Raw genomic sequence first — 21,316 nt, 5'->3', positions numbered from 1 at the left:
GGGCAGATGGTCACAACCCCGCGGCAAGGCACGCGCGGCGACTGGCTCTGGCCGGGCGTGAAACGCCTTTCCACGGGGGATCGGGCGGTGCCCGGTTCCCGGTGCGCGCAGGCAGGGCACCCTCCGTTTTTCTTGCCTCCTGCCGCATTCCTGATATACGCGCGCGAATGACCAGCAATCCGCCAGACCTCCGCCCCGACCTCGCCCCCCGCCCGCAGTTCGGTGAAGCGCCGCGCAAGGACCAGCCGACCCTTGGCATGGTTTCGCTCGGCTGCCCCAAGGCGCTGGTGGACAGCGAGCGCATCCTGACCCGGCTGCGCGCCGAAGGCTATGGCATTTCGCCCGACTACGCGGGCGCCGATGCGGTGATCGTCAACACCTGCGGCTTTCTCGACAGTGCCAAGGCGGAAAGCCTGGAAGCGATCGGCGAGGCGCTGAAGGAAAACGGCAAGGTGATCGTCACCGGCTGCCTGGGCGCCGAGCCCGACTATATCCGCGAGCATCACCCGCGTATCCATGCGGTCACCGGCCCGCATCAGTACGAGCAGGTGCTGGATGCGGTGCATTCCGCAGTGCCGCCCAGCCCGAACCCTTATGTCGACCTGCTGCCTGCGGCGGGCGTCAAGCTGACCCCGCGGCATTTCAGCTATCTGAAGATCTCTGAGGGCTGCAACCACAAGTGCAAGTTCTGCATCATTCCGGACATGCGCGGCAAACTGGCGTCCCGCCCGGTTCACGCGGTGCTGCGTGAGGCGGAAAAGCTGGTTGAGGCCGGGGTGCGCGAGCTGCTGGTGATCAGCCAGGACACCTCCGCCTATGGGTTGGACCGCAAATATTCGCCCCACCCCTGGAAGGGCGCTGACGTGCGCAGCCACATTCTGGACCTCTCCCGCGAGCTGGGCAAGCTGGCCCCGGCGGATGAGCTGTGGGTGCGGCTGCACTATGTCTACCCCTACCCCTATGTGCGCGACCTGATCCCGCTGATGGCGGACCCGGACAACGCGCTGCTGCCCTATCTGGACATCCCGTTCCAGCACGCTCACCCGGATGTGCTGCGCCGCATGGCCCGTCCGGCGGCGGCGGCCAAGACGCTGGACGAAATCCGCGCCTGGCGCGCCACCTGTCCGGATATCACCCTGCGCTCCACCTTCATTGTCGGCTTCCCCGGCGAGACCGAGGGTGAGTTCCAGCATTTGCTGGACTGGATGGACGAGGCGCAGCTGGACCGCGTTGGCTGCTTCAAATACGAAAACGTTGACGGTGCCCGGTCGAACGATCTGCCGGACCATGTGCCGGAACAGGTTAAGCAGGAGCGCTGGGAGCGGTTCATGGAGAAGGCCCAGGCGATCTCCGAGGCCAAGCTGGCGGCCAAGGTCGGCCAGACTTGCCAAGTGATCGTGGACGAGATCGACGAAGATGGCATCGCCACCTGCCGCACCAAGGCTGACGCACCGGAGATCGACGGCAACCTGTTCATTGATGAGGGCACGGGCGGGTTGCAGGCGGGGGATCTGGTGACAGTCGACGTGGACGAGGCCGGGGAATACGACCTCTGGGGCGCGCTGCGCTGAACAGGCTTCACCGGAACGTAATTCGCAAGAACGACAGATGAGTGGCCGCAGCTGATCTGGAAGCCCGGCACTCTCTCTGTCCAGCCGCGGGGTTCCCGGGGCTGGCTTGTATCCCAGCAATACCTGCGTCAGCGGTGCCGGCTGCGGTAAATCCCTCCCGAAGCACGCAAAGCTTTGATGCCGGGCGGTGTATCCTGCTTTGCACCCTGTCCCCCAAGCGGTAAGCTGGGGAAAAGCCCCTTGGCGGAACAAGGGGGCAAGACATGAGGAATGGGCCGATGAAGCTGATAATCCGGGTCGTGACGGCACTGGTGCTGGCGGTTGTGGCACTGGCGGCGCTGCTGCTGCTGCTGCCGGGCGAGAAAATCGCGCGTCTGGCCGCCGATCAGCTGGAATCCCAGACCGGGCGCAAACTGGAGTTCGGCGGCAAGGTGCGGTTCACCTTTTGGCCGACACTGGGGGTCAAGGCGGATGCGGTGACGCTGTCCAATGCGGACTGGGCGGGCCCTGCGCCGATGCTGCGGGCCGAGCGGCTGACCATCGGGGTGGCGGCGGCAGAGCTGTTGCAGGGCGACGTGCGGGTCACGGAAATCTCGGCGATTCTGCCGCATCTGAACCTGGCCACCCGCGAGGACGGCACTGGCAACTGGGTCTTTGGCACTCCCGCAGCCGGGCAAGGCGGCGCCTCTGCCGGGGGCAGCGGCGCGCTGCCGCTCAGGATTGAGGCGGTGGAGCTGACCGGGGCCTCACTGCGCTATGCCGCGTATGGCGAAGCGCCGGTGGAGATGAAAAGTATCGACCTCAGCCTGCTGTGGCCGGACCCGGATGGAACCGTGAATGCCAAGGCGACCCTGCGTCCGGCCGGTGAGCCGGTGGAGGTGGATGCCGAAATCGGAACCTTTGCGGCGTTCCTGGCGGGGAAGGTGTCCTCGGTCGGGGCAACCGTCACCGCACCGGGCGGCAAGGGACGCTTTGACGGCCATGCCGATATCAATGGCGAGGCCAGCGGGCGGCTGACCTTTGGCGCTGATGACGCGCTGCAGACCGGTGTCGCGCTGGGGCTGTTCCTGCCGGATGCCCTGGCGCAAAAGGCCGTATTCGGGGCCGATGTGACCTATACCGCCGACGGGCGGTTGTCGATGCGCGACCTGGCGGTGGAACTGGGCGGCAACAGGCTGACCGGCGCAGCGGATGCCGTGTTCAAGCCGCGGCCTGAGATCACCGCGCAGCTGCGCGGCGGCGCATTGGATTTTTCCGCATTTTCCGGCGGGCCGGGCGGTACCGGGAGCAGCGGCGCCGCTGCATCCGGCTGGCCGAAGGACGCAATTGATGCCTCGGTGCTGGGGCTGGCCGATGCCGCCGTGGATCTGTCCTTTGACAGCCTGAAAACCGGCGGTGTGAATCTCGGCGCCAGCACGCTGAACCTGACGCTCGACCGCAGGCGCGCGGTGCTGAAATTCCTGCCCGCATCCATGTTCGGCGGCCAGATACGGGGGCAGGTGGTGGCCAACAACCGCGATGGCCTGTCGGTGGCCGGCACGCTTTCGTTCGATGGTATCAGGCTGGAGCGGGCCTTGGGGGAAACCACGGGCTACAGCCGGCTGAACGGCGCGGCGCTGGGGGAGCTGGAATTCCTCGGGTCCGGAAATTCGATTGACGCAATCATGCGCTCGCTCAGCGGCAAGGGCTGGCTGGAAGCGGGCAAAGGCTTCTTTACCGGCTTCGATCTGGAGCAGCTGATGCGCTCGGGCGGCAATGGCGGCAGCACCGTGTTCGACCAGCTGACAGCCAGCTACACACTCGAAGGCGGCAACCTGCGCAACCAGGACCTTCTGGTTCTGCTCAAGGGGTTCCGGGCCGAAGGCAAGGGCCGGATCGGACTGGGCGCGCGGGATCTGGATTATCTGTTTATTCCCCAGTTGGTGCGGGCAGGCAGTGATCAGGTGCTGACCATCCCGGTGCGGATCACCGGTCCTTGGGAAGATCCGGATATCCGTCCGGACCTGAGCCAGGCGCTGCAGACCAGAATTGATGATGTCGGGCAGGAGGCCAAGGACCGGGTGCGCCAGAAGCTGAGCGAGGAGCTGAACCTGGAAACGGAAATCGCTCCGGAACAGGACATCAACGATGTGCTGAAGCAGCGCATCGAACAGGAGGCCCGCGACCAGCTGCTGAAACTCCTGGGCGGCGACTGATCCCGCCAGCCGGACGCCGGGTCAAGGAGAGCCGCAAGGCCCCGGGCAAACCCGGCCTGTCCTTGACGCGGCCGCAGGCGCCTTACAATGGAACTGGCGCATGCAAGGGCAGACCTGCCCTTGCATCGCTTCTCAGCCAAAAGAAAAGCGCCCGCCGGAGGCGGGCGCGGATCGCCTGCGAAGCAGGCGAAATTCCTCTTGATCAGGAGATCAGATCGTCTGGTCGTAGTCGCCGACCAGCGGTTCGGTGCGGATCACCGCGTCGATATCTGCGAAAATCGCCCGCATCTCGTCTTCGCTGTCCGAGCTTTCGCAGACCACCACCAGGTTGGGGGTGTTCGACGAGGCCCGCACCAGCCCCCAGGAGCCGTTGTCCAGGATCATCCGGGCGCCGTTCACGGTGACAACTTCCTTGATCGCCCGGCCGGCAATGCGTTCGCCTGCCTCATGCTTGGCCACCAGCTTCTGCACCAGCCGCTCCAGAACGTCGTATTTCTCGGTGTCGGCGCAATAGGGCGACATGGTTGGGGTTGACCAGGTCTTGGGCAGTGCCTTGCGCAGATCGGACATCGACTGATCCGGGTTGCGGTCCAGCATCTTGCAGACTTCAACCGCCACCCGCATGCCGCAGTCGTAGCCGCGGCCGATGGGCTCCGCCAGGAAGTAGTGGCCGGATTTCTCGAACCCTGCCAGGGCGCCGATTTCCTTGACCCGCCGCTTCATGTGGCTGTGGCCGGTCTTCCAGTAATCGGCAGTGACGCCGTTCTTCTGCAGCTCGGGATCGCTGGCGAACAGGCCGGTGGATTTCACATCCGCGACAAAGGTGGCGTTCGGATAGATCTTGCTGAGGTCGCGGGCCATGATCACACCCACCTTGTCGGCAAAGATCTCCTCGCCTTCGTCATCGACCACGCCGCAGCGGTCGCCGTCGCCGTCAAACCCCAGCGCCAGGTCGGCGCCCGAGGCCTTCACGCTGGCGGCCATGTCGTGCAGCATCTCCATCGCTTCCGGGTTGGGGTTGTAATGCGGGAAGGTGTAGTCGAGCCGGTTGTGGCTTTCGACCACCTCGACGCCCATGCGCTTGAACAGCTCGGGCGCAAAGGCCGAGGCGGTGCCATTGCCGGTGGCGCAGACCACCTTCAGCGGCCGGGACATTTTGAAATCGCCGACCAGATCGTCGAGGTAGGCTTCCTTGACGCCGTCCACGAATTCGTAGGAGCCGCCGGGCGCGGGCCGGCCTTCGCCGTTCAGCACGATATCGCGCAGCTCGCCCATCTCGTCCGGGCCGTGGGTCAGCGGCCGGTCAAAGCCCATCTTGACGCCGGTCCAGCCGTTCGGGTTGTGCGAGGCGGTGACCATGGCGACCGCGGGCACATCCAGGTGGAATTGCGCGAAATAGGCCATCGGCGACAGCGCCGGGCCGATGTCCTTGACCTGAATGCCCGCCTGCATCAGGCCCAGGATCAGCGCGTTCTTGATCGCCAGCGAATAGTCGCGGTAATCGTTGCCGACCGCGATCACCGGCTCGATGCCGCGCTTGCGGATCTGGGTGCCGAGGCCAAGGCCAAGGGCGGTCATGCCGGGCAGGTTGATTTCCTCGGGGTATTTCCAGCGCGCGTCATATTCGCGAAAGCCCGTCGGCTTGATCATCGCGTCGCGCAGAAAGCTCCAGGTGTTCGGGGTCGCCTCAGGCAGCGGTTTGGTCATTGCTGAAATCTCTTTCTGGGTCAAATACGAATAGGGTCGGCCTTGGCCAGCGCGTCAAAGCGCATAAGGCTTTCGATCAGCTTCGGCATCTGGTCGAGATAGATCATGTTCGGCCCGTCCGACGGCGCGTTGTCCGGATCCTGATGGGTTTCGATGAACACCGCCGAGATGCCGAGCGAGACCGCCGCGCGCGCCATCAGCGGCGCAAATTCGCGCTGGCCGCCGGTGGAACCGCCCTGGCCGCCGGGCTGCTGCACCGAATGGGTGGCATCCATCACCACCGGATAGCCGCCTTTGGCCATCTGCGGCAGGCCGCGCATGTCGGCCACCAGCGTGTTGTATCCGAATGAGGTGCCGCGTTCGGTCAGCAGGATCTTTTCGTTGCCGGTGCTTTCCACCTTGGCCACCACATTGGCCATGTCCCAGGGCGCCAGGAACTGGCCCTTCTTGATGTTGACGGCCTTGCCGGTGTTGCCTGCCGCCAGCAGCATGTCGGTCTGGCGGCACAGGAAAGCGGGGATCTGCAGGATATCAACGGCTTCGGCCGCCGCCGCGCATTGCGCTTCGGTGTGGACATCGGTCAGCACCGGCACGCCGAATTCGCTGCGGATCGTGTCCAGGACCTTCAGCCCTTCGTCCAGCCCCAACCCGCGCACCCCCGACAGGGAGGTCCGGTTGGCCTTGTCATAGGAGGCTTTGAACACAAACTGGGCGCCGGCCTTTTCACAGGCTTCTTTCAGCTGCCCGGCAATCATCCGGGCGTGGTCTGCGGTTTCCAGCTGGCAAGGGCCGGCAATAATTGTCAGCGGACAATCGTTGCCGAGGGTGAGGCCGGCGATGTCGATGTTTTTCATGAGCTTCCGATAGCTTTATGATGAGACCTGTTCCCGCAGGATCGATGCGGTAAGCGAGCACATCAGATAAATACCGGAAAAGATCAGGAATGCCAAAACGGTATTCTCGAACTTGCGCGGATAGGAGGGTTCCTGGCTTGGCACCGGCTCCACCGCGGTGGTCAGATAGCGGACCTGGCGGTTGGCCTCCAGACGGGTGGTTTCCACTTGCTGCAAGGCCGATTGCAGCATCAGGTCGCGGGTCGCGAGGTCGGCCTGGGCCATCTGGATCTGGATCCGCAGGTTGGCAAGCGAGTTTTCGCCGGCCGAGGCGTCCAGCATCCGGTTGTTGAGGTTTTCGATCACCGCTTCCAGCCGCCGGATGTCCGCTTCGGCGCCGGACACCTTGGCCCGGTTCGGGCGGGCATTGTCCTGCAGCGCGGCCAGTTCCAGCCGCTTTTCCTCGAGCTGGATTTCAAAGGTGCTGATCTGCTGGCGCAGCGAAACGATGACGCCTTCGGGGTCCAGCACCGAGCCCTGCTGCTGCAGCACCACCAGCTGCTCCTGCGCGGCGCGGCGCTGGGTTTCGGCCTGGGCAAGTGCGGTTTCGGCCTCGGACATCTGGTCGGCGCGCTTTTGCTGCGACAGGTTGTTCACCTTCTCCTGGGCATAGGAAATCAGCTTGCGCGAAAATTCGGCGGCGGCTTCGGGATCGGCGGCAGAGACTTCCATCCGCACCACGCCCTCGGTCGGGTCATAGCCGATCTTCACATTGCGGCTGTAGGTGGCATAGGCCTGCTCGTTTGTCGGGGCGGTTTCCAGCCGCTGGATCGGGTCCAGCCAGTCCTGGGTGAAATGTGCCTTGAAGCCGGCCTCGCGGTCCAGCCGCAGCATCGCCTCCTTGGACATCAGGTAGCTTTGCACCGCAATCGAATCCTGGCTGGTGGCAAACTGGGTGCCCGACAGCAGGCCGCCGACGCCACCGGCGGCACTGTCGGCCTTAAGCACCAGGAACTCGGATTTGGAGGAATACATCGGCGTCGCCACCGAGTAGAAATAAAACCCCGCGGCCAGCGTCGGCAGCAGCACGAAAAAGGCCAGCCTGGCCGCCAGCAAGGTCAGTTTCCGGCGGCGGCGGCGGGCGATATCGCGCTGAATTTCCTGGATTTCACGGGTGCGCCGCTCTGCCGGGCTCAGCTCGGTCGAGGGCAGGCTGGTCTTGCCTGCGGGCACCGTCTGCGGCAGCTGGACGGTGCCCGGCGCAGGCGGTGTGCCTGCGGGCTGCGCCTTGTTCTGCGGCACCACCAGTTCCAGCATATTGGTGCGCTTGAACGGGTCGATGCCGCGCTCGCGCAGCATCCGCACGGCTTCAAAATCCGAAGTGGCGGCAAGGTTGTGTTTCTGCGCCATCCGGCGGGCCAGGCGCAATTGGCGGCCGGTCAGCCCTTCCTGGCGGATTGCATCGATATCGGTTTCCTGCTGGATCTCGCGGGCCGAGCTGACCATGCCGGACAGCGGCGCGGCGCGGGTTTGCGGTTCAGCCGGATGGGCTGCCTCCGGGCTTGCCGGGGCTGGTGATGCCGCCGCCGCAGCCGCCGCAGGTGCCGCGGGCCGGGCGGCAGCCGGTGTTTGGGGCCGGGGGTGCCCGGCCGGGCTTGCAGCTGCGCCGGCCGCCTGCGGCTGATCCCCGGCGCCGGCGCCGGCGGCCGCGGGGCTGCGGCGGATGCGGAACTTTTTAGCTCTCGGTTTCGTAGTCATAGAGCTGTTTCGCTTCTTCCAAAGTGTCAAATATGTGCAACTGGCCCTGCAGCAGGACCGCAGCTGAACGGGCAAATTTCTCCAGCGTCTTGGCTTGGTGGGAGACGATGATGATTGTGGTTGTCGCCAGCCGCTCCTGCAGGATTTCACCGGCCTTGCGGTTGAACTCCACATCCGTGGTGCTGGGCATGCCTTCATCGATCAGGTAGATGTCGAAATCCAGCGCCAGCATCAGCGAAAAGCTGAACCGGGACCGCATCCCCGAGGAATAGGTGCCAAGCGGCTGGTCGAAATACTCCCCCAGGCCGCACAGCCAGCGGCAATAGGCCTCCACGTAATCGGGATCCAGCCCGTAAAGCTTGGCGATATAGCGGCAGTTCTCCATTGCCGAAAGACGGCTGATCACCCCGCCCATGAAGCCCAGCGGAAAAGATATCTTGCAGTTGCGGCGGATCTCGCCCTCATCCGGTTTTTCCAGGCCGGCCATCATGTTGATCAGCGTCGTTTTCCCGGTGCCGTTCGGAGCCAGCACACCCAGCGATTTGCCCGGCTCGACGCGGAACGACACGCGGTCAAGGATCACCTTGCGCTGGGTTCCCGTCCAGAAGGACTTGCTGACGTTTTCAAACTCAAGCATTGCTGGTTCCGGTGCTGCTCGTGCGGCCTTCTTGCGGGCTCTGACTGTCTGCCTCGTTTCCACATCGGCGTACTCAGGCGCCCGTGGCTCTTTGTTATCAAAAGAGTGTTAATGGCCTACGCCGCGAATTTGGCTTTATTATGTCGAATTGTACCATAATTGATCAATGAAGTTTTAACCATTTCAGCCATGATCCGGGGCCGGGGGCGTGTTTTCAGGCGGCAGGGGGGCAAGGCGGGGCAAGCAATGACTGTTTCCAAATGCGGGACAATGGCGGCCGGTCAGCAATTGAAGGCGCAGATTCGCGGCTGCCGGATCTGTGCGGACCGTTTTGCCGCAACCGCCACCGCGCATGAGCCGCGCCCCGTGGTGTGGTTCCGGCCCTCTGCCCGGATCCTGATTGCCGGCCAGGCGCCGGGCGCGCGGGTGCATGACAGCGGCCGGCCCTTCACCGATCCTTCGGGCGACCGGCTGCGGGCCTGGCTGGGCCTGAGTGAGGCGGAGTTTTATGACAAGGACCGGGTGGCCGTGGTGCCGATGGCGTTCTGCTTTCCCGGCTACAACGGGAAAAAGGCGGATCTGCCGCCGCCTGCGGTGTGCGGCAGGACCTGGCACACCCAAGTGATGGCGCAGCTGCCGGAGGTCCGGCTCAGGGTGCTGGTCGGGGCGCATGCGCAGCGCTATCATCTGGGGGTAAAAGGGCCGGTGACGGCGCTGGTGCAGGGCTGGCGGGAACATGCGCCGCAGGTCTTCCCCTTGCCGCATCCGTCCTGGCGTAATACCGGATGGCTGAAGAAAAACCCCTGGTTCGAAACCGAGCTGCTGCCGGTGCTGCAGGCCCGGGTGAAGGAGCTGATGCGATGACAGAAGAGACCCCGCTGGATCTGGCCCATGCGGCGATGGAGGCGGCCCCTGCAGATGATGCCGCCCGGCTGCGGTTTTACGAGCGGCTTGGCGATAGCGAGCTGTTCCTGATGCTGACCGAAGAAGCCGCCGGCGGGCAGATCTCGCCGGAGCTGTTTGAGACACCCGAGGGGGCGTTTGTCCTGGTGTTCGACCGCGAGGAACGGCTGGGGCAGTTTGCCGGCAGGGCGGTGCCTTACGCGGCGCTGTCGGGCCGGGTGATTGCGCAGATGCTGGCCGGGCAGGGGATCGGGCTGGGACTGAACCTGGAGGTGGCTCCGTCCGCCATCCTGATCCCGGCCGGGGCGGTCGGCTGGCTGCATCAGACGCTGGGCCACGCACCGGAAGAGGTGGAGGCTGCGGTGGAGATGTTTACTGCGCCCAAGGGGCTGCCGGAGGCGCTGCTGACGGCGCTGGATGCCAAGCTGGCCACTGCCGGCGGGCTGGCCGCGGCGGCCTATCTGGCAGGGGTGCGCTATGGCGGCGGCGGCCAGGGGCATTTGCTGGGCTTTGTCGGCGCCAAGGAGGCCGCGCAGCCGTCGCTGGCCAAGGCGGCAAGCGAGGCGCTGACCTTTTCCGGGATTGAGGCGGGGGCGATGGATGTGGCGTTCTTTACCGCCGAGGATCCGGTTGCGGCCAGTCTGGCCCGGGTTGGTCTGCGGTTCGACCTGCCGCAGCCGCCGGAGCCGGAAACCTATCAGCCGGAGATCCCGGGCAGCAACCCGGACAAGCCGCCGCGGCTGGTCTGACTGAAGCTGATCTGATTGAAGCCGGTGCGGGGGCTCCGGCCTGTTGCAGCACATTGTCCAATGTGCCTCGCAGTTGGGCGCGGCGCTGTGCTGCGCACAGCGCGGAGTTTCGGCTGAAAGGCGCTTAAGGGCAGATTTGCCTGTAAGCGCCAACTCGCGGATGCGTTTGCCCTTTGCCGCCCCAAGGGGGAACCGCGCACGCCGCCCGCCGCGCGTCAGCGCGGCGCCCGGCCCAAGGCCGCAAGGGCAGGCCCGGGCATTGCCCGGGCGTCCGCGGGCGCGGGAGGGGCTGGCCGGCGGTTACTCCGCCGCCGGTTCCAGTTTGTCCTGGGTGCGGGTGTCGAAGTCGCTGGCATCGTGGCGCTCGTGCAGCTGCATCTCCAGGTCGCCGAACGACCGGTTCACCATGCGGCCGCGCTGCACCGCCGGGCGGGCGTCGATCGCCTTGGCCCAGCGGACCACATTCTTGTAGCTTTGCGCGTCCAGGAATTCGGCGGCATCATAGAGGCGGCCCAGAACCAGCTGGCCGTACCAAGGCCAGATCGCGATATCGGCAATGGTGTAGTCCTCGCCCGCGATATAGCTCCGCTCCGCCAGCTGGCGGTCCAGCACGTCGAGCTGGCGTTTTGTTTCCATCGCAAAGCGGTCGATCGGATACTGCCATTTCTCCGGCGCATAGGCATAGAAATGGCCAAAACCGCCGCCCAGGTAAGGCGCGCTGCCCATCTGCCAGAACAGCCAGTTCAGCGTCTCGGTGCGCGCGGCACCCTCCTTGGGCAGGAACTCTCCGAATTTCTCGGCCAGATGCATCAGGATCGACGCGCTTTCGAACACCCGCAGGGGGGCATCTCCGCTGCGGTCCATCAACGCCGGGATCTTGGAGTTCGGGTTGATCTCCACAAAGCCGGAGCCGAACTGGTCGCCGTCGCCAATCTTGATAATCCAGGCGTCGTATTCGGCGCCCGCGTGGCCCTTGGCCAGCAGCTCCTCCAGCATCACCGTGACCTTCACCCCGTTCGGGGTCGCCAGCGAATAAAGCTGCAGCGGGTGCGCGCCCACCGGCAGCTCCTTGTCGTGGGTTGCGCCGGCAGTGGGGCGGTTGGTGGAGGCGAACTGGCCGCCGTTCTCTTGTTCCCACTTCCAGACTTCCGGCGGGGTATAGGGGGTGTCGCTCATCTGTCGGGCCTCGTTTCATCGTTTCCGGTATGCGGTCAATCGCACGCGCCGCGGCAATTGGCATTGGCGAAGATAAAGGAGTATTGGCATTTTCCAATGACTGGAAGGTCCGGCCACGGAAATTTTACAAACTGATCACGCAGGCTCGTGTCCGCACACAGAGGCGTGAGCCCCCCTTCGCATCTGCCCCGGGGTCTGTAGTGTTTGATCCCAAGCCGGATGCGATGCCGGCACCGGGATGGAACCGGACTCCGATGAAAGGGATGACCTGATGAAGCGTTTTGCATTTGCTGCCGTGGCAGCGCTGTCCATTGCCCTGCCGGCCTTTGCCGGCGAGCAATATGTCGATGGCACCGGTTTTGCCGTGTCCGGCTATGACGTGGTGGCTTACCGGGGCCTGGACATGAACCCGGTGGGCGCGCCCCAGACCGCACCGGTGCGGGGCCATGCGGATTTCACCGCCGAGTACAACGGCGCCACCTGGGCCTTCTCGACGGCAGAAAACCGCGACAAGTTTTTGGAAAATCCGGCTTTTTACGCGCCGCAGTATGACGGCCACTGCGCCTATGGCGTGTCCAAGGGCGGCAAGGTGCCGGCCAACCCGAACCTGTGGCGCATCGTCGGCGACAAACTGTACCTGAACATCACAAAGAATGTCGTCGGTTTCTGGGAAACGGACATTCCCGGCAATATCACCCTGGCCGAGGGCAACTGGCCGGGCATCGAGCCGGATGGCGCCTCGGACAGCGTGATCCCGAATTTCACGTCTGAAGGGCCGGTTGCGAACTGAGCCGCGGCTGAAGCCCAGCGTGCCCGGACCGCAAACCGGGCCTCTCGAAAGAAAAACCCGCGCTGGCTGGCGCGGGTTTGTTTCATTGCTGGTGCGGGCCGCTCAGCGGCGGCGGTCGCGGCGCGAGGACATCGGCTGGAACGCCACGCCCACATGCGCCTCGCAATAGGGCTTGCCCTGCTGGGCGGGCAGGCCGCAGAACCAGAAGTCCTCGGTCGCCGGATCGCCCACCGGCCATTTGCAGGTGCGCTCGGTCAGATCCATCAGGCTCAGCTTCTTGGCCTTCTTTTCGATTTCGTTGACCTTGGCCAGCGCCTCGGGGCTGATTTCATTGGCCGAGGGCTGCGGCGGCAGCGGCTGGCCGGCCGGGATGATCTGGCGGCGTGTAGGCGTTGCCGGTTTGGCGTCGGCTGCCGCAGGCTGGGCCGCCGCCGGACGGGCCGGTTCGGTCTTCGGCTGCGGCTTGGGTTTTGGCGCCGCGGCGGGTTTTGGCGCCGCGGCTGCCGGGGCGGCTGCGGGCTTTTCCTTCGGCTCGGCGGCCTTGGAGCCGCCGCTGTTGCGGTTGGACAGGCCGAGGCGGTGCACCTTGCCGATCACGGCGTTGCGGGTGACGCCGCCCAGTTCTTTGGCGATCTGACTCGCCGACTGGCCTTCGCCCCACATTTTCTTGAGCAGTTCGACGCGCTCGTCTGTCCAGGACATATGTTGCCTTTCCAAGCTAATAGCGGCCCCAGGGTTTCTGCGGCCGCCATCCTATTCCGTATGATCGCCCTATTTTAATCACTGCGGGCGGAGTTACAAGACATCTTGCGCCCCATGCCGCAGCCGTTATGCAGGCAAAGCAGCGAAAAACGGGGGCAGCATGGCGGATCGGGGATATCAGGTTGAATTGGGCGCGCGGCGGTTCGGGCGGGTGAACTGGCTGGGGCTCAAGGCGCTGGCCTGGCGCGAAGTGAAGCGGTTCCTGGCGGTCTGGACCCAGACGCTGCTGGCGCCGCTGATGACGGCAGCCTTGTTCCTGATGATCTTCAACATTGCCATCGGCCCCAAACGCGGCGATGTGATGGGGGTGCCGTTCCTGACCTTTCTGGCGCCCGGCATCATGATGATGACAGTGATCCAGAATGCGTTTGCCAATACCTCGTCTTCCATCGTGATTGCCAAGGTGCAAGGCAACATCGTCGACACTTTGATGCCGCCCCTGTCGGGGCTGGAGATCCTGCTGGGCTATCTGGCAGGCGCCGTGGCCCGCGGCACGCTGGTGGCGCTGGGCATCGGACTGGGGTTGATGGCGGTGTTGCAGATCGTGCCCGCACATCCGCTGGCAGCACTGGTGTTTATCGTGCTGGGCGCAGCTTTCCTGGGCGGTTTGGGCATCGTCGCCGGGGTCTTTGCCGACAAATTCGACCAGATGGCCGCGATCACCAATTTCATCGTCACCCCGCTCGCCTTTCTGTCCGGCACCTTCTATTCGGTTGAGGCTTTGCCGCCGGTACTGAAGGTGATTTCGCAATTGAACCCGGTGTTCTACCTGATCGACGGGGTGCGTTTCGGGGTGATCGGCACTTCGGACAGCTCGCCCTGGCTGGGGCTGGCCGTCTGCAGCGGCGCCACTTTTGGGGTGTGCCTGCTGGCCTGGGCCATGCTGCGCGCCGGCTACCGGTTGAAACCCTGACGCCGCTATTCTGCCGGAACCGGATTTTCGCCGGGCACCGGCGCCGGTTTTCTGCGCCCAAGCCGCGGATGCAGGTTGCCCGCCAGCAGTACTGCCGCTGCAGTGGCCGCAGCGCCTGCCGCAAAGATCCCGGCAACCGGCGCGGCCAGCAGAACCAGCCAGGCAACCCCTGGCGTCAGAATGCCGGAAATGTCGCGGTAGCTGGAATAGACGGCTGACATCTCGGTCCGCTCGGAGGGCTTGACCGCCATCAAAAACGGCAGCCCGGCGCAGATATCCAAGAGGATCAGCGCTGCCGAGCCGGCCACCAGCAGAGCGATCGCGGCAGGCGGCCAGCCCTGGGCCAGGGCCGCCGCGCCAAAACAGCCCGTCACCCCCAGAAAGCCGGTCTGCACCGCCAGCCGGATCGAATGCCGCTGCACCCAGCGCTGCAGCAGCGGCGCGCTGAACAGAGCCGCGTTGGTCACAGACAGCAGGATGCCGCCGAGCCCCTCTCCCAGGCCTTTTTCGATCGCAAAGATCGGCAGGTAGACCACATAGATCCACCAGCCGGCCGAGCGGATCACCGCAAACAGCCAGCCGGCGACCAGCCGCGGCTGCGCCAGGAAGCGCGGCACATAGGCCAGCGGGCTGGAGGCGGGGCCGCGGGCGCGGGCGATCTGCTTGCCGTTGCCCATCCGCATCCACCAGAAGGCCGCCAGCATCAGCAGCGCGGCCGCGGCGGAAATCAGGAACGGGGCAGGGGGGCAGACCTCCAGCAGCAGCACGCCGGCCACCGGTCCGGCGGTCCAGCCAAGCGCCGAATAGAACATCCGCGAGGTTTCGCACTGCCCCAGCGCCACCCGCGAGATATAGTCCAGCACATAGGCATTGAAGCAGATGAAGGTGGTCACCGCCGCCACCGTGTTCAGCGCCAGCGCCGCAAGCACCGACGCCGGGCTGCCTTCGATGGCGAATCCGGCCGAAGCGATGAACATCAGCGCCCCCAGCGAATAGGCCCAGCGGCGCGGCACCAGCCGGATCAGCGCAGGGATCATCAGCCCGGCCAGCAGCGACAGGATGCCGACAGCAAAATATGAGGCCGACACCAGCCCGGCATCGCCCAAGGCCCGGTACATGATCAGCGGAAAGACCGAGATCAGCGTGCCGCGCACCACCGCTTCCAGCCCGGCCAGGATGCCAAAATCCCGCACCGAAGGCACCGGCGCATGGCGCAGCCATTCGGGTATCCGCCTCTCGTGCATCTGCGTCCTCCTCTCCTGTTACAGGACAGGGTGGCGCGCAAAATGCCCGGAAAATGCCGGTTTTCGACGCGGAGGTCGCAGGCGGGCCGCGCAGCGGAAATAACTTTCGTGAAGGCCGGCCGCCTAGGACCTGTGCGCGGCGGCGGCGGCGCGGCCGGCCGGGGGAACCGGCCGCCCTTCCCGCCAGGCGAGGATGGCGGCGCCTGCCAGGATGATAAAGGCGCCAAGCAAGGAGATGGCATCCGGCACCGCGCCAAAGCCGAGAAAGTCATAAAAGGCTGCAAAAACCAGCGTGGCATAGCTGAACGGCGCCGCAAAGGAGGCATCGGCGCGGGCCATGCCGTTGATGAAACAGGCCTGGGCACAGGCCATCAGCAGCCCCAGCGCGGCCAGCGCCCCCCATTGCGCAGGGCTGGGCATCTGCCAGACCGGCAGCACCGCGCAGCTGGCAATCATCACCCCCAGGAGGTTGTTGACCCATAACACCTGCAAGGGCGCTTCGCGGCCTGCCAGTTTCTTGATGAAGATCAGCTCCAGCCCCATCACCGCCGCCGCCCCCAGCGCCAGCAGGGCCGCGGGTTGAAAACTGGCCGGGGTCGGCCGCAACAGGATCATGGCGCCGATCATGGCAATCAGCGCCGCGCCCCAGCGCCAGGGGCCGACCCGCTCTCCCAGCAGCGGGATGGCCAGCAGCATGGCGAACACCGGGTTCAGGAAGGTGATCGCAGTGGCATCGGCCAGCGGGATATAGGCGACCGAGGCAAACATCAGCGTGACCCCGGCCCAGCCAAAGGCGGTGCGGCCGATGTGATAGCCCCAATGCGGCCGGAGGAACCTGGGCCGCAGCGCAACCACCAACGCGGAGATTGCCAGAAAGGCAAACACAAACCGCCCATGGCTGATCTGCAGCGGGTGCAGCGGCGTGCCCAGAAGATCCGTTCCCAGCGCCTTGGCGAGCAGGGTGGTGCCGGCAATGAAGGTTGTTGCCGCCAGAATGAGGGCGGCGGCCAGCGGCGGGTTCTGCGGTGTGTTTCGGCTCATGGGCAAGCGGTGCGGCAAGCCGCCGCGGGATGCAAGGGGAAACGCATCGCTGCCAGCCGCATTCCGCTGCGGCAAAGGCGGAGGCAGCCGCGCAGGCTGAAAGGAATGAAGGGCGCTGCCCCGCAGGCTTGGCGGGAAGAGGGGCGCTGCCCCGCAGGCTTGAAGGAAAGAGGGGCGCTGCCCCTCTTGGCCGGCCGGCCAATTCACCCCGGAGTATTTCGAACCAGAAAGAAGCGGCTGCCGGGCGCATGTGCCGGTTTGCCGGTCCTGCCCTTCCAAAAGGGGTTTTCTTTTGACCAAACCTCCATTATGGAACCGCATTATGATCAAACGCGCACATATCACCCTTCCGCGACGCCGACGCCGCCTGGCGTAACCGGCCCTTTGATCCGTTGTGCCGTTTTCCGGCGCTCCTGCTTTCCCAAAACCGTTGACCCACCGTTGACCTAAGGCCCTTGCTGAGTCACAGCTTTGGCTTCACTCCATGAAAAGGATGATCCTGATGATCCCGTCCGTTCTGCCGACCTATAACCGTGCACCGCTTGAGTTCGTCAAAGGCGAAGGCGCCTGGCTGACCACGGCGGACGGGCGACGCTTTCTGGACCTGGGTTCGGGCATTGCGGTGAATGCGCTGGGCCATGCCCATCCGGCGCTGGTGGAGGCGCTGACCACCCAGGCGCAGAACCTGTGGCATGTCTCAAACCTCTACCAGATCCCGCAACAGCAGGCGCTGGCGGACAAGCTGGTGGAACATACCTTTGCCGACACCGTGTTCTTTACCAATTCCGGCACTGAGGCCTGCGAACTGGCGGTGAAGATGGCGCGCAAGTATTTCTACGACAAGGGCCAGCCGGAGCGGGTGGAAATCATCACCTTTGACGGCTCTTTTCACGGCCGGTCCTCTGCCGGGATCGCCGCAGCCGGGTCGGAAAAGATGACCAAGGGCTTCGGCCCGCTGCTGCCCGGGTTCGTGCATCTGGCCTTTGGCGATCTGGATGGCCTGACCAATGCCATTACCGGGACCACCGCCGCGATCATGATCGAACCGGTGCAGGGCGAGGGCGGCATCCGCCCGGTGCCGGATGCCGAACTGAAGGCGCTGCGGCAGATCTGCGATGAACACGGCCTGCTGCTGATCCTCGATGAGGTGCAATGCGGCGTCGGGCGGACCGGCAAGCTGTTTGCCCATGAATGGGCGGGCATCACCCCGGACATCATGATGGTGGCCAAGGGCATCGGCGGCGGCTTTCCCTTGGGCGCGGTGCTGGCCACCGAAGAGGCTGCCAGCGGCATGACCGCGGGCACCCATGGCTCCACCTACGGCGGCAACCCGCTGGGCTGTGCGGTCGGCTGCGCGGTGATGGATCACGTTGCCGAGCCTGAGTTTCTGGCAGATGTGAACCGCAAGTCCGGCCTTTTCCGGCAAAAGCTGGAAGGGCTGGTTGCCGATCACCCGGAGGTTTTTGAGGAGGTGCGCGGCGCGGGCCTGATGCTGGGCCTGAAATGCAAGGCGGTGAACAGTGATGTGGTAAGCGCAGGCTATGAAAACGAGCTGATCACCGTGCCGGCGGCAGACAATGTGATCCGCCTGCTGCCGCCGCTGACCCTGACTGATGAAGACATCGCCGAGGCCGTCAGCCGCCTGGAAAAAACCGCCGCCCAGGTCGCAGCCGCCTGATCATCATCTTTGCAGAAATACTCCGGGGGTCCGGGGGCAGCGCCCCCGGCCTTCGCCAGAACAAAGCGAAACCGACATGAACCATTTCCTCGACATCCACAAAACAGACCCTGCCGAATTGCGCGGGATCATCGATCAGGCCAAGGCGACCAAACAGGCGCGCCTCGGCCGCCCCAAGGCCGCCTTGGACGATGAGCTGCCGCTGAAGGACCGGATGGTGGCGCTGATTTTCGAGAAACCCTCGACCCGGACCCGTGTGTCCTTTGATGTGGGCGTGCGCCAGATGGGCGGCCAGACCATGGTGCTCAGCGGCAAGGACATGCAGCTGGGCCATGGCGAGACCATTGCCGACACCGCCCGGGTGCTGTCGCGCTATGTTGATATGATCATGATCCGCACCTTTGACGAAACCGTGCTGACCGAGATGGCGGACTATGCAGACGTGCCGGTGATCAACGGCCTCACCGACCGCACCCATCCCTGCCAGATCATGGCCGACATCCTGACCTACGAGGAGCACCGCGGCCCGATCAAGGGCAAGAAGGTGGTCTGGGCCGGCGACGGCAACAATGTCTGCGCTTCTTTCCTGCATGCGGCGGGGCAGTTCGGGTTCGACCTCACCTTCACCGGCCCGGCACAGCTGGATCCGGAGGAGGAATTCATCGGTCTGGCGCGCAAGGCGGGTGCCAAGGTGACCATTGAACGCGACGCGTTCAAAGCGGTTGAGGGCGCCGATCTGATTGTGGCCGATACCTGGGTGTCGATGCATGACAGCCAATCATCCAAAGAGCGCCGCCATAACATGCTGCGGCCCTATCAGGTGAACGATGACCTGATGGCCCATGCCAAGCCCGATGCGCTGTTCATGCATTGCCTGCCCGCCCACCGCGAGGAAGAGGTGACCTCGGCGGTGATGGACGGCCCGCAGTCCGTGATCTTTGACGAGGCGGAAAACCGGCTGCACGCGCAAAAAGCTGTCATGCGCTGGTGCATGGGCGGCTGACTTTTGCGGCTTGCGCGGCGGCGGGCTGCTGCCTGCCGCCGCGCATTCCATGGATAGAACCTTGCCTGTTGGTCGGGCGCGGCGCCCGGGCAAAGAAAAACCCCCGCAGCCGGCTGGCGCGGGGGGTTCCAATTGCCACGGCATTGCGGATCAGCCGACGAGGGCGTTCAGCAACAGGTAGATCACCGCTGACAGCAGCGCGGCGGCGGGCACGGTGATGACCCAGGCCGCAATAATGGTCATGAAATGGCTGCGGCGCACCAGCTTGCGGCGGCGGCGTTCTTCGGGGGCGATACGCTTTTCCGGCGGCAGGCCCTCGGCGGATTTCTTCAGGCGGCGCTCCATATGCCATTCGCGGAAGAAACCGACGCCGAACACGGCCCCCACAGCGATATGGGTAGAGGACACCGGCAGGCCCAGCCAGCTGGCCACGATCACGGTGATGGCCGCAGACAGCGACACGCAGAAGGCGCGCATCGGGTTCAGCTTGGTGATCTGACTGCCCACCATGCGGATCAGCTTGGGGCCGAACAGGAACAGGCCGAAGGAGATGCCGAAGGCGCCGATCACCATAACCCAGGTCGGGATCGCCACCTTGGAGGCGAAATCGCCGAACTCGGTGGCATGCACGATGGCCGCCAGCGGGCCGACCGCGTTGGCGACGTCGTTGGCGCCATGGGCAAAGGACAGCAGGGCGGCGGAAATCACCAGCGGCAGGCCGAACAGCGTCTTCAGCGACTTGTTGCGGTTCTCCATGCCTTCGGACTGGCGCTTGATCAGCGGCGCGGTGATCACATAGGACAGCGCCCCGGTGCCGGCGCCGATCAGCAGCGCCGTCTCAAGGTCGATCTTGACGATCCGTTTCAGGCCCTTGAGCGCGAGATAGGCAGCAAAGGCGCCGGCCATAATACCGACCAGCACCGGCACCCAGCGGCGCGCGGCGGCGATCTTGTCGTCCTGGTAGATGATCTTGGCCTTGATGAAGGCGAGGAACAGCGCCGCAATCACTCCGCCCAGTACCGGCGAGATCACCCAGCTGGCGGCGATCTTGCCCATGGTGGGCCAGTTCACGGCGGCAACGCCTGCGGCGGCGACACCAGCGCCCAGAACACCGCCGACAACCGAATGGGTGGTGGACACCGGCGCGCCGACCCAGGTGGCCAGGTTCACCCACAGCGCCGAGGAGATCAGTGCCGCCATCATCGCCCAGATGAAGACGCTGCTGCTGGCAACCGCGGCGGGGTCGACAATGCCCTTGGAAATGGTCGAGACCACATCGCCGCCGGCCAGCAGCGCGCCCGCGCTTTCGGCAACCGCGGCAATCACGATGGCGCCGCCCATGGTCAGCGCGTTGGCGCCCACCGCCGGCCCCATGTTGTTGGCGACGTCATTGGCGCCGATGTTGATCGCCATATAGGCGCCGAATGCGGCGGCGGCGATAACCACCATATTCATCGCGGAACCGCCGAAGAACACCCCGGCGCCAAGCCCTGCCAGCACGATGAAGGCCAGCGCGATGCCGGGCGCTACCAGCGGGCGGGAGGCATAGCTTGTGGCAAGTTCAAGCTGGGAGATCCGGTTCAGATCCTTGTCCAGCGTATTCCATTGCGTGCGCGGATCTGCATCGCTCATCGTGGCATTCCTGATTCCGAAGGTCTGCGCACGCGCCTAACGCCGCTCTGGCTACGGATCAAGCGTCTGACATGAAAATGTCACATAACTTTTACAATTGACGCAAAACGTCCTGCAACTGCGGCTCATGCACCAGTGTTGCGGCTTCCTCCGGGCGCATCCACTGGCGGTTGCGCTCGGCGGATTCGGGGTAGTCGTCGGTCAGCTGTTCGACCTCGGCCGCGAAAATCAGCGTCGTCACCGGCTCCTCGGTGCCGTTGTCGTGATATTTGGTGTAATTGTATTCGCCGATCGGTTTCTCCGAAACGCGGGCGGCGCTGACGCCGGCTTCTTCCCAGGCTTCCTGCAGGGCCGAATCCGGCCCGTCCTTGCCATCGACCGGCCAGCCCTTGGGCAGGATCCAGCGGCCGGTGCCGCGGCTGGTGATCATCAGCACTTCCTTGCCGTCCGCGCCGGTGCGGTAGCACAGCGCAGCAACCTGCAGGCGGTTTGGTCGTTTCAGCATCGGCTTGAGAATTTCTTCCCAGGCGCGGATCAGAGTGCTTGTCATATCTGCCCAGCCTTTGTTGTTGGGTTGGTCCCGTGTTTTGTGTGGAATTGTGAAAAAGTAAGCCTGAATCCCCGGAGTTTCAAGGCCGCGCCCGCAGATATGCCGGCCTTGCAAGAGGCAGGTTGCACCGGGTCCCGGGCTGCCAGCGCCCGCGGTGCAGACCCCTGACGCGGG

General features: G+C 64.8%; 18 protein-coding genes. 8 read left to right on the top strand and 10 right to left on the bottom strand.

The window, feature by feature from the left end; genetic code table 11:
* Nucleotides 1–167 precede the first annotated feature (167 nt).
* Both rimO and AC0KW6_RS17570 read left to right on the top strand, forming a co-directional pair.
* The gene (rimO, locus tag AC0KW6_RS17575; protein ID WP_323780515.1) at nucleotides 168–1,571 is read left to right on the top strand and encodes a 30S ribosomal protein S12 methylthiotransferase RimO; all 1,404 of its coding nucleotides are present in this window, start codon (nucleotides 168–170) and stop codon (nucleotides 1,569–1,571) included.
* Nucleotides 1,572–1,849: 278 nt separating this feature from the next.
* On the top strand, nucleotides 1,850–3,766 hold the full coding sequence (locus tag AC0KW6_RS17570) for an AsmA family protein (protein ID WP_474035540.1): 1,917 nt from the start codon (nucleotides 1,850–1,852) through the stop codon (nucleotides 3,764–3,766).
* A gap of 210 nt (nucleotides 3,767–3,976) precedes the next feature.
* Here AC0KW6_RS17570 and AC0KW6_RS17565 read toward each other — a convergent pair whose 3' ends face one another.
* The 4 genes from AC0KW6_RS17565 to AC0KW6_RS17550 are packed head-to-tail and all read right to left on the bottom strand — an operon-like array spanning nucleotide 3,977 to nucleotide 8,701.
* Nucleotides 3,977–5,473 (bottom strand): phosphomannomutase/phosphoglucomutase, encoded by a 1,497-nt coding sequence (locus AC0KW6_RS17565; protein WP_474035539.1) that lies wholly within the window; start codon nucleotides 5,471–5,473, stop codon nucleotides 3,977–3,979.
* A 20-nt stretch (nucleotides 5,474–5,493) separates the two neighbouring features.
* The gene (kdsA, locus tag AC0KW6_RS17560) at nucleotides 5,494–6,327 is read right to left on the bottom strand and encodes a 3-deoxy-8-phosphooctulonate synthase (RefSeq protein WP_474035538.1); all 834 of its coding nucleotides are present in this window, start codon (nucleotides 6,325–6,327) and stop codon (nucleotides 5,494–5,496) included.
* Between the two features lie 15 nt (nucleotides 6,328–6,342).
* Nucleotides 6,343–8,064 carry a KpsE/RkpR family capsule polysaccharide export protein gene (locus tag AC0KW6_RS17555; RefSeq protein ID WP_474035537.1) on the bottom strand — a complete coding sequence of 574 codons (1,722 nt, stop codon included), beginning with the start codon at nucleotides 8,062–8,064 and terminating at the stop codon, nucleotides 6,343–6,345.
* Nucleotides 8,042–8,701, bottom strand: a complete 660-nt coding sequence (locus tag AC0KW6_RS17550; protein ID WP_474035536.1) for an ABC transporter ATP-binding protein — start codon at nucleotides 8,699–8,701, stop codon at nucleotides 8,042–8,044. Before AC0KW6_RS17550 ends, AC0KW6_RS17555 begins: the two co-directional genes overlap by 23 nt.
* A 246-nt stretch (nucleotides 8,702–8,947) precedes the next feature.
* On the opposite strand from AC0KW6_RS17550, the gene AC0KW6_RS17545 reads away from it, so the two are divergent.
* Both AC0KW6_RS17545 and AC0KW6_RS17540 read left to right on the top strand, forming a co-directional pair.
* Nucleotides 8,948–9,565: a uracil-DNA glycosylase family protein gene (locus AC0KW6_RS17545; protein ID WP_474035535.1), complete on the top strand. Its 618-nt coding sequence runs from the start codon at nucleotides 8,948–8,950 to the stop codon at nucleotides 9,563–9,565.
* Nucleotides 9,562–10,353 carry an SseB family protein gene (locus AC0KW6_RS17540; protein ID WP_474035534.1) on the top strand — a complete coding sequence of 264 codons (792 nt, stop codon included), beginning with the start codon at nucleotides 9,562–9,564 and terminating at the stop codon, nucleotides 10,351–10,353. Before AC0KW6_RS17545 ends, AC0KW6_RS17540 begins: the two co-directional genes overlap by 4 nt.
* A 300-nt stretch (nucleotides 10,354–10,653) precedes the next feature.
* Here the strand turns inward: AC0KW6_RS17540 and yghU are convergent, their stop codons facing one another.
* Nucleotides 10,654–11,529 carry a glutathione-dependent disulfide-bond oxidoreductase gene (gene yghU / locus AC0KW6_RS17535; protein ID WP_323784280.1) on the bottom strand — a complete coding sequence of 292 codons (876 nt, stop codon included), beginning with the start codon at nucleotides 11,527–11,529 and terminating at the stop codon, nucleotides 10,654–10,656.
* Between the two features lie 271 nt (nucleotides 11,530–11,800).
* Here yghU and AC0KW6_RS17530 point away from each other — a divergent pair, with 271 nt between their 5' ends.
* Complete coding sequence (locus AC0KW6_RS17530) at nucleotides 11,801–12,319, top strand: YHS domain-containing (seleno)protein (RefSeq protein ID WP_323784278.1); 519 nt, start codon at nucleotides 11,801–11,803, stop codon at nucleotides 12,317–12,319.
* A 102-nt stretch (nucleotides 12,320–12,421) separates the two neighbouring features.
* Here AC0KW6_RS17530 and AC0KW6_RS17525 read toward each other — a convergent pair whose 3' ends face one another.
* Nucleotides 12,422–13,021 carry a GcrA family cell cycle regulator gene (locus tag AC0KW6_RS17525; RefSeq protein ID WP_474035533.1) on the bottom strand — a complete coding sequence of 200 codons (600 nt, stop codon included), beginning with the start codon at nucleotides 13,019–13,021 and terminating at the stop codon, nucleotides 12,422–12,424.
* A 160-nt stretch (nucleotides 13,022–13,181) separates the two neighbouring features.
* Between AC0KW6_RS17525 and AC0KW6_RS17520 the strand changes: the two genes are divergently transcribed.
* On the top strand, nucleotides 13,182–13,994 hold the full coding sequence (locus tag AC0KW6_RS17520) for an ABC transporter permease (RefSeq protein ID WP_474035532.1): 813 nt from the start codon (nucleotides 13,182–13,184) through the stop codon (nucleotides 13,992–13,994).
* Nucleotides 13,995–13,999: 5 nt separating this feature from the next.
* On the opposite strand, the gene AC0KW6_RS17515 is transcribed toward AC0KW6_RS17520, so the two are convergent.
* Both AC0KW6_RS17515 and AC0KW6_RS17510 read right to left on the bottom strand, forming a co-directional pair.
* Nucleotides 14,000–15,238 carry an MFS transporter gene (locus tag AC0KW6_RS17515; protein WP_474035531.1) on the bottom strand — a complete coding sequence of 413 codons (1,239 nt, stop codon included), beginning with the start codon at nucleotides 15,236–15,238 and terminating at the stop codon, nucleotides 14,000–14,002.
* A 123-nt stretch (nucleotides 15,239–15,361) separates the two neighbouring features.
* Nucleotides 15,362–16,279: a DMT family transporter gene (locus AC0KW6_RS17510; RefSeq protein WP_323780966.1), complete on the bottom strand. Its 918-nt coding sequence runs from the start codon at nucleotides 16,277–16,279 to the stop codon at nucleotides 15,362–15,364.
* A 502-nt stretch (nucleotides 16,280–16,781) separates the two neighbouring features.
* Between AC0KW6_RS17510 and AC0KW6_RS17505 the strand changes: the two genes are divergently transcribed.
* Together AC0KW6_RS17505 and argF are read left to right on the top strand one after the other, a co-directional pair.
* Nucleotides 16,782–17,957, top strand: coding sequence for an acetylornithine transaminase (locus tag AC0KW6_RS17505; protein ID WP_474035530.1), 1,176 nt, complete (start codon nucleotides 16,782–16,784; stop codon nucleotides 17,955–17,957).
* A 76-nt stretch (nucleotides 17,958–18,033) separates the two neighbouring features.
* Nucleotides 18,034–18,960 (top strand): ornithine carbamoyltransferase, encoded by a 927-nt coding sequence (gene argF / locus AC0KW6_RS17500; protein ID WP_323780969.1) that lies wholly within the window; start codon nucleotides 18,034–18,036, stop codon nucleotides 18,958–18,960.
* A gap of 150 nt (nucleotides 18,961–19,110) precedes the next feature.
* On the opposite strand, the gene AC0KW6_RS17495 is transcribed toward argF, so the two are convergent.
* Both AC0KW6_RS17495 and AC0KW6_RS17490 read right to left on the bottom strand, forming a co-directional pair.
* Nucleotides 19,111–20,592 (bottom strand): inorganic phosphate transporter, encoded by a 1,482-nt coding sequence (locus AC0KW6_RS17495; RefSeq protein ID WP_323780972.1) that lies wholly within the window; start codon nucleotides 20,590–20,592, stop codon nucleotides 19,111–19,113.
* Nucleotides 20,593–20,683: 91 nt separating this feature from the next.
* Nucleotides 20,684–21,142: an NUDIX hydrolase gene (locus AC0KW6_RS17490; RefSeq protein ID WP_323780975.1), complete on the bottom strand. Its 459-nt coding sequence runs from the start codon at nucleotides 21,140–21,142 to the stop codon at nucleotides 20,684–20,686.
* Between the last annotated feature and the right edge of the window lie 174 nt (nucleotides 21,143–21,316).

It is taken from the genome of Leisingera sp. SA215 (assembly GCF_055902035.1).
The sequence above is the reverse complement of the archived record's forward strand: the minus strand, read 5'-3'. Positions and strand labels throughout refer to the sequence as shown.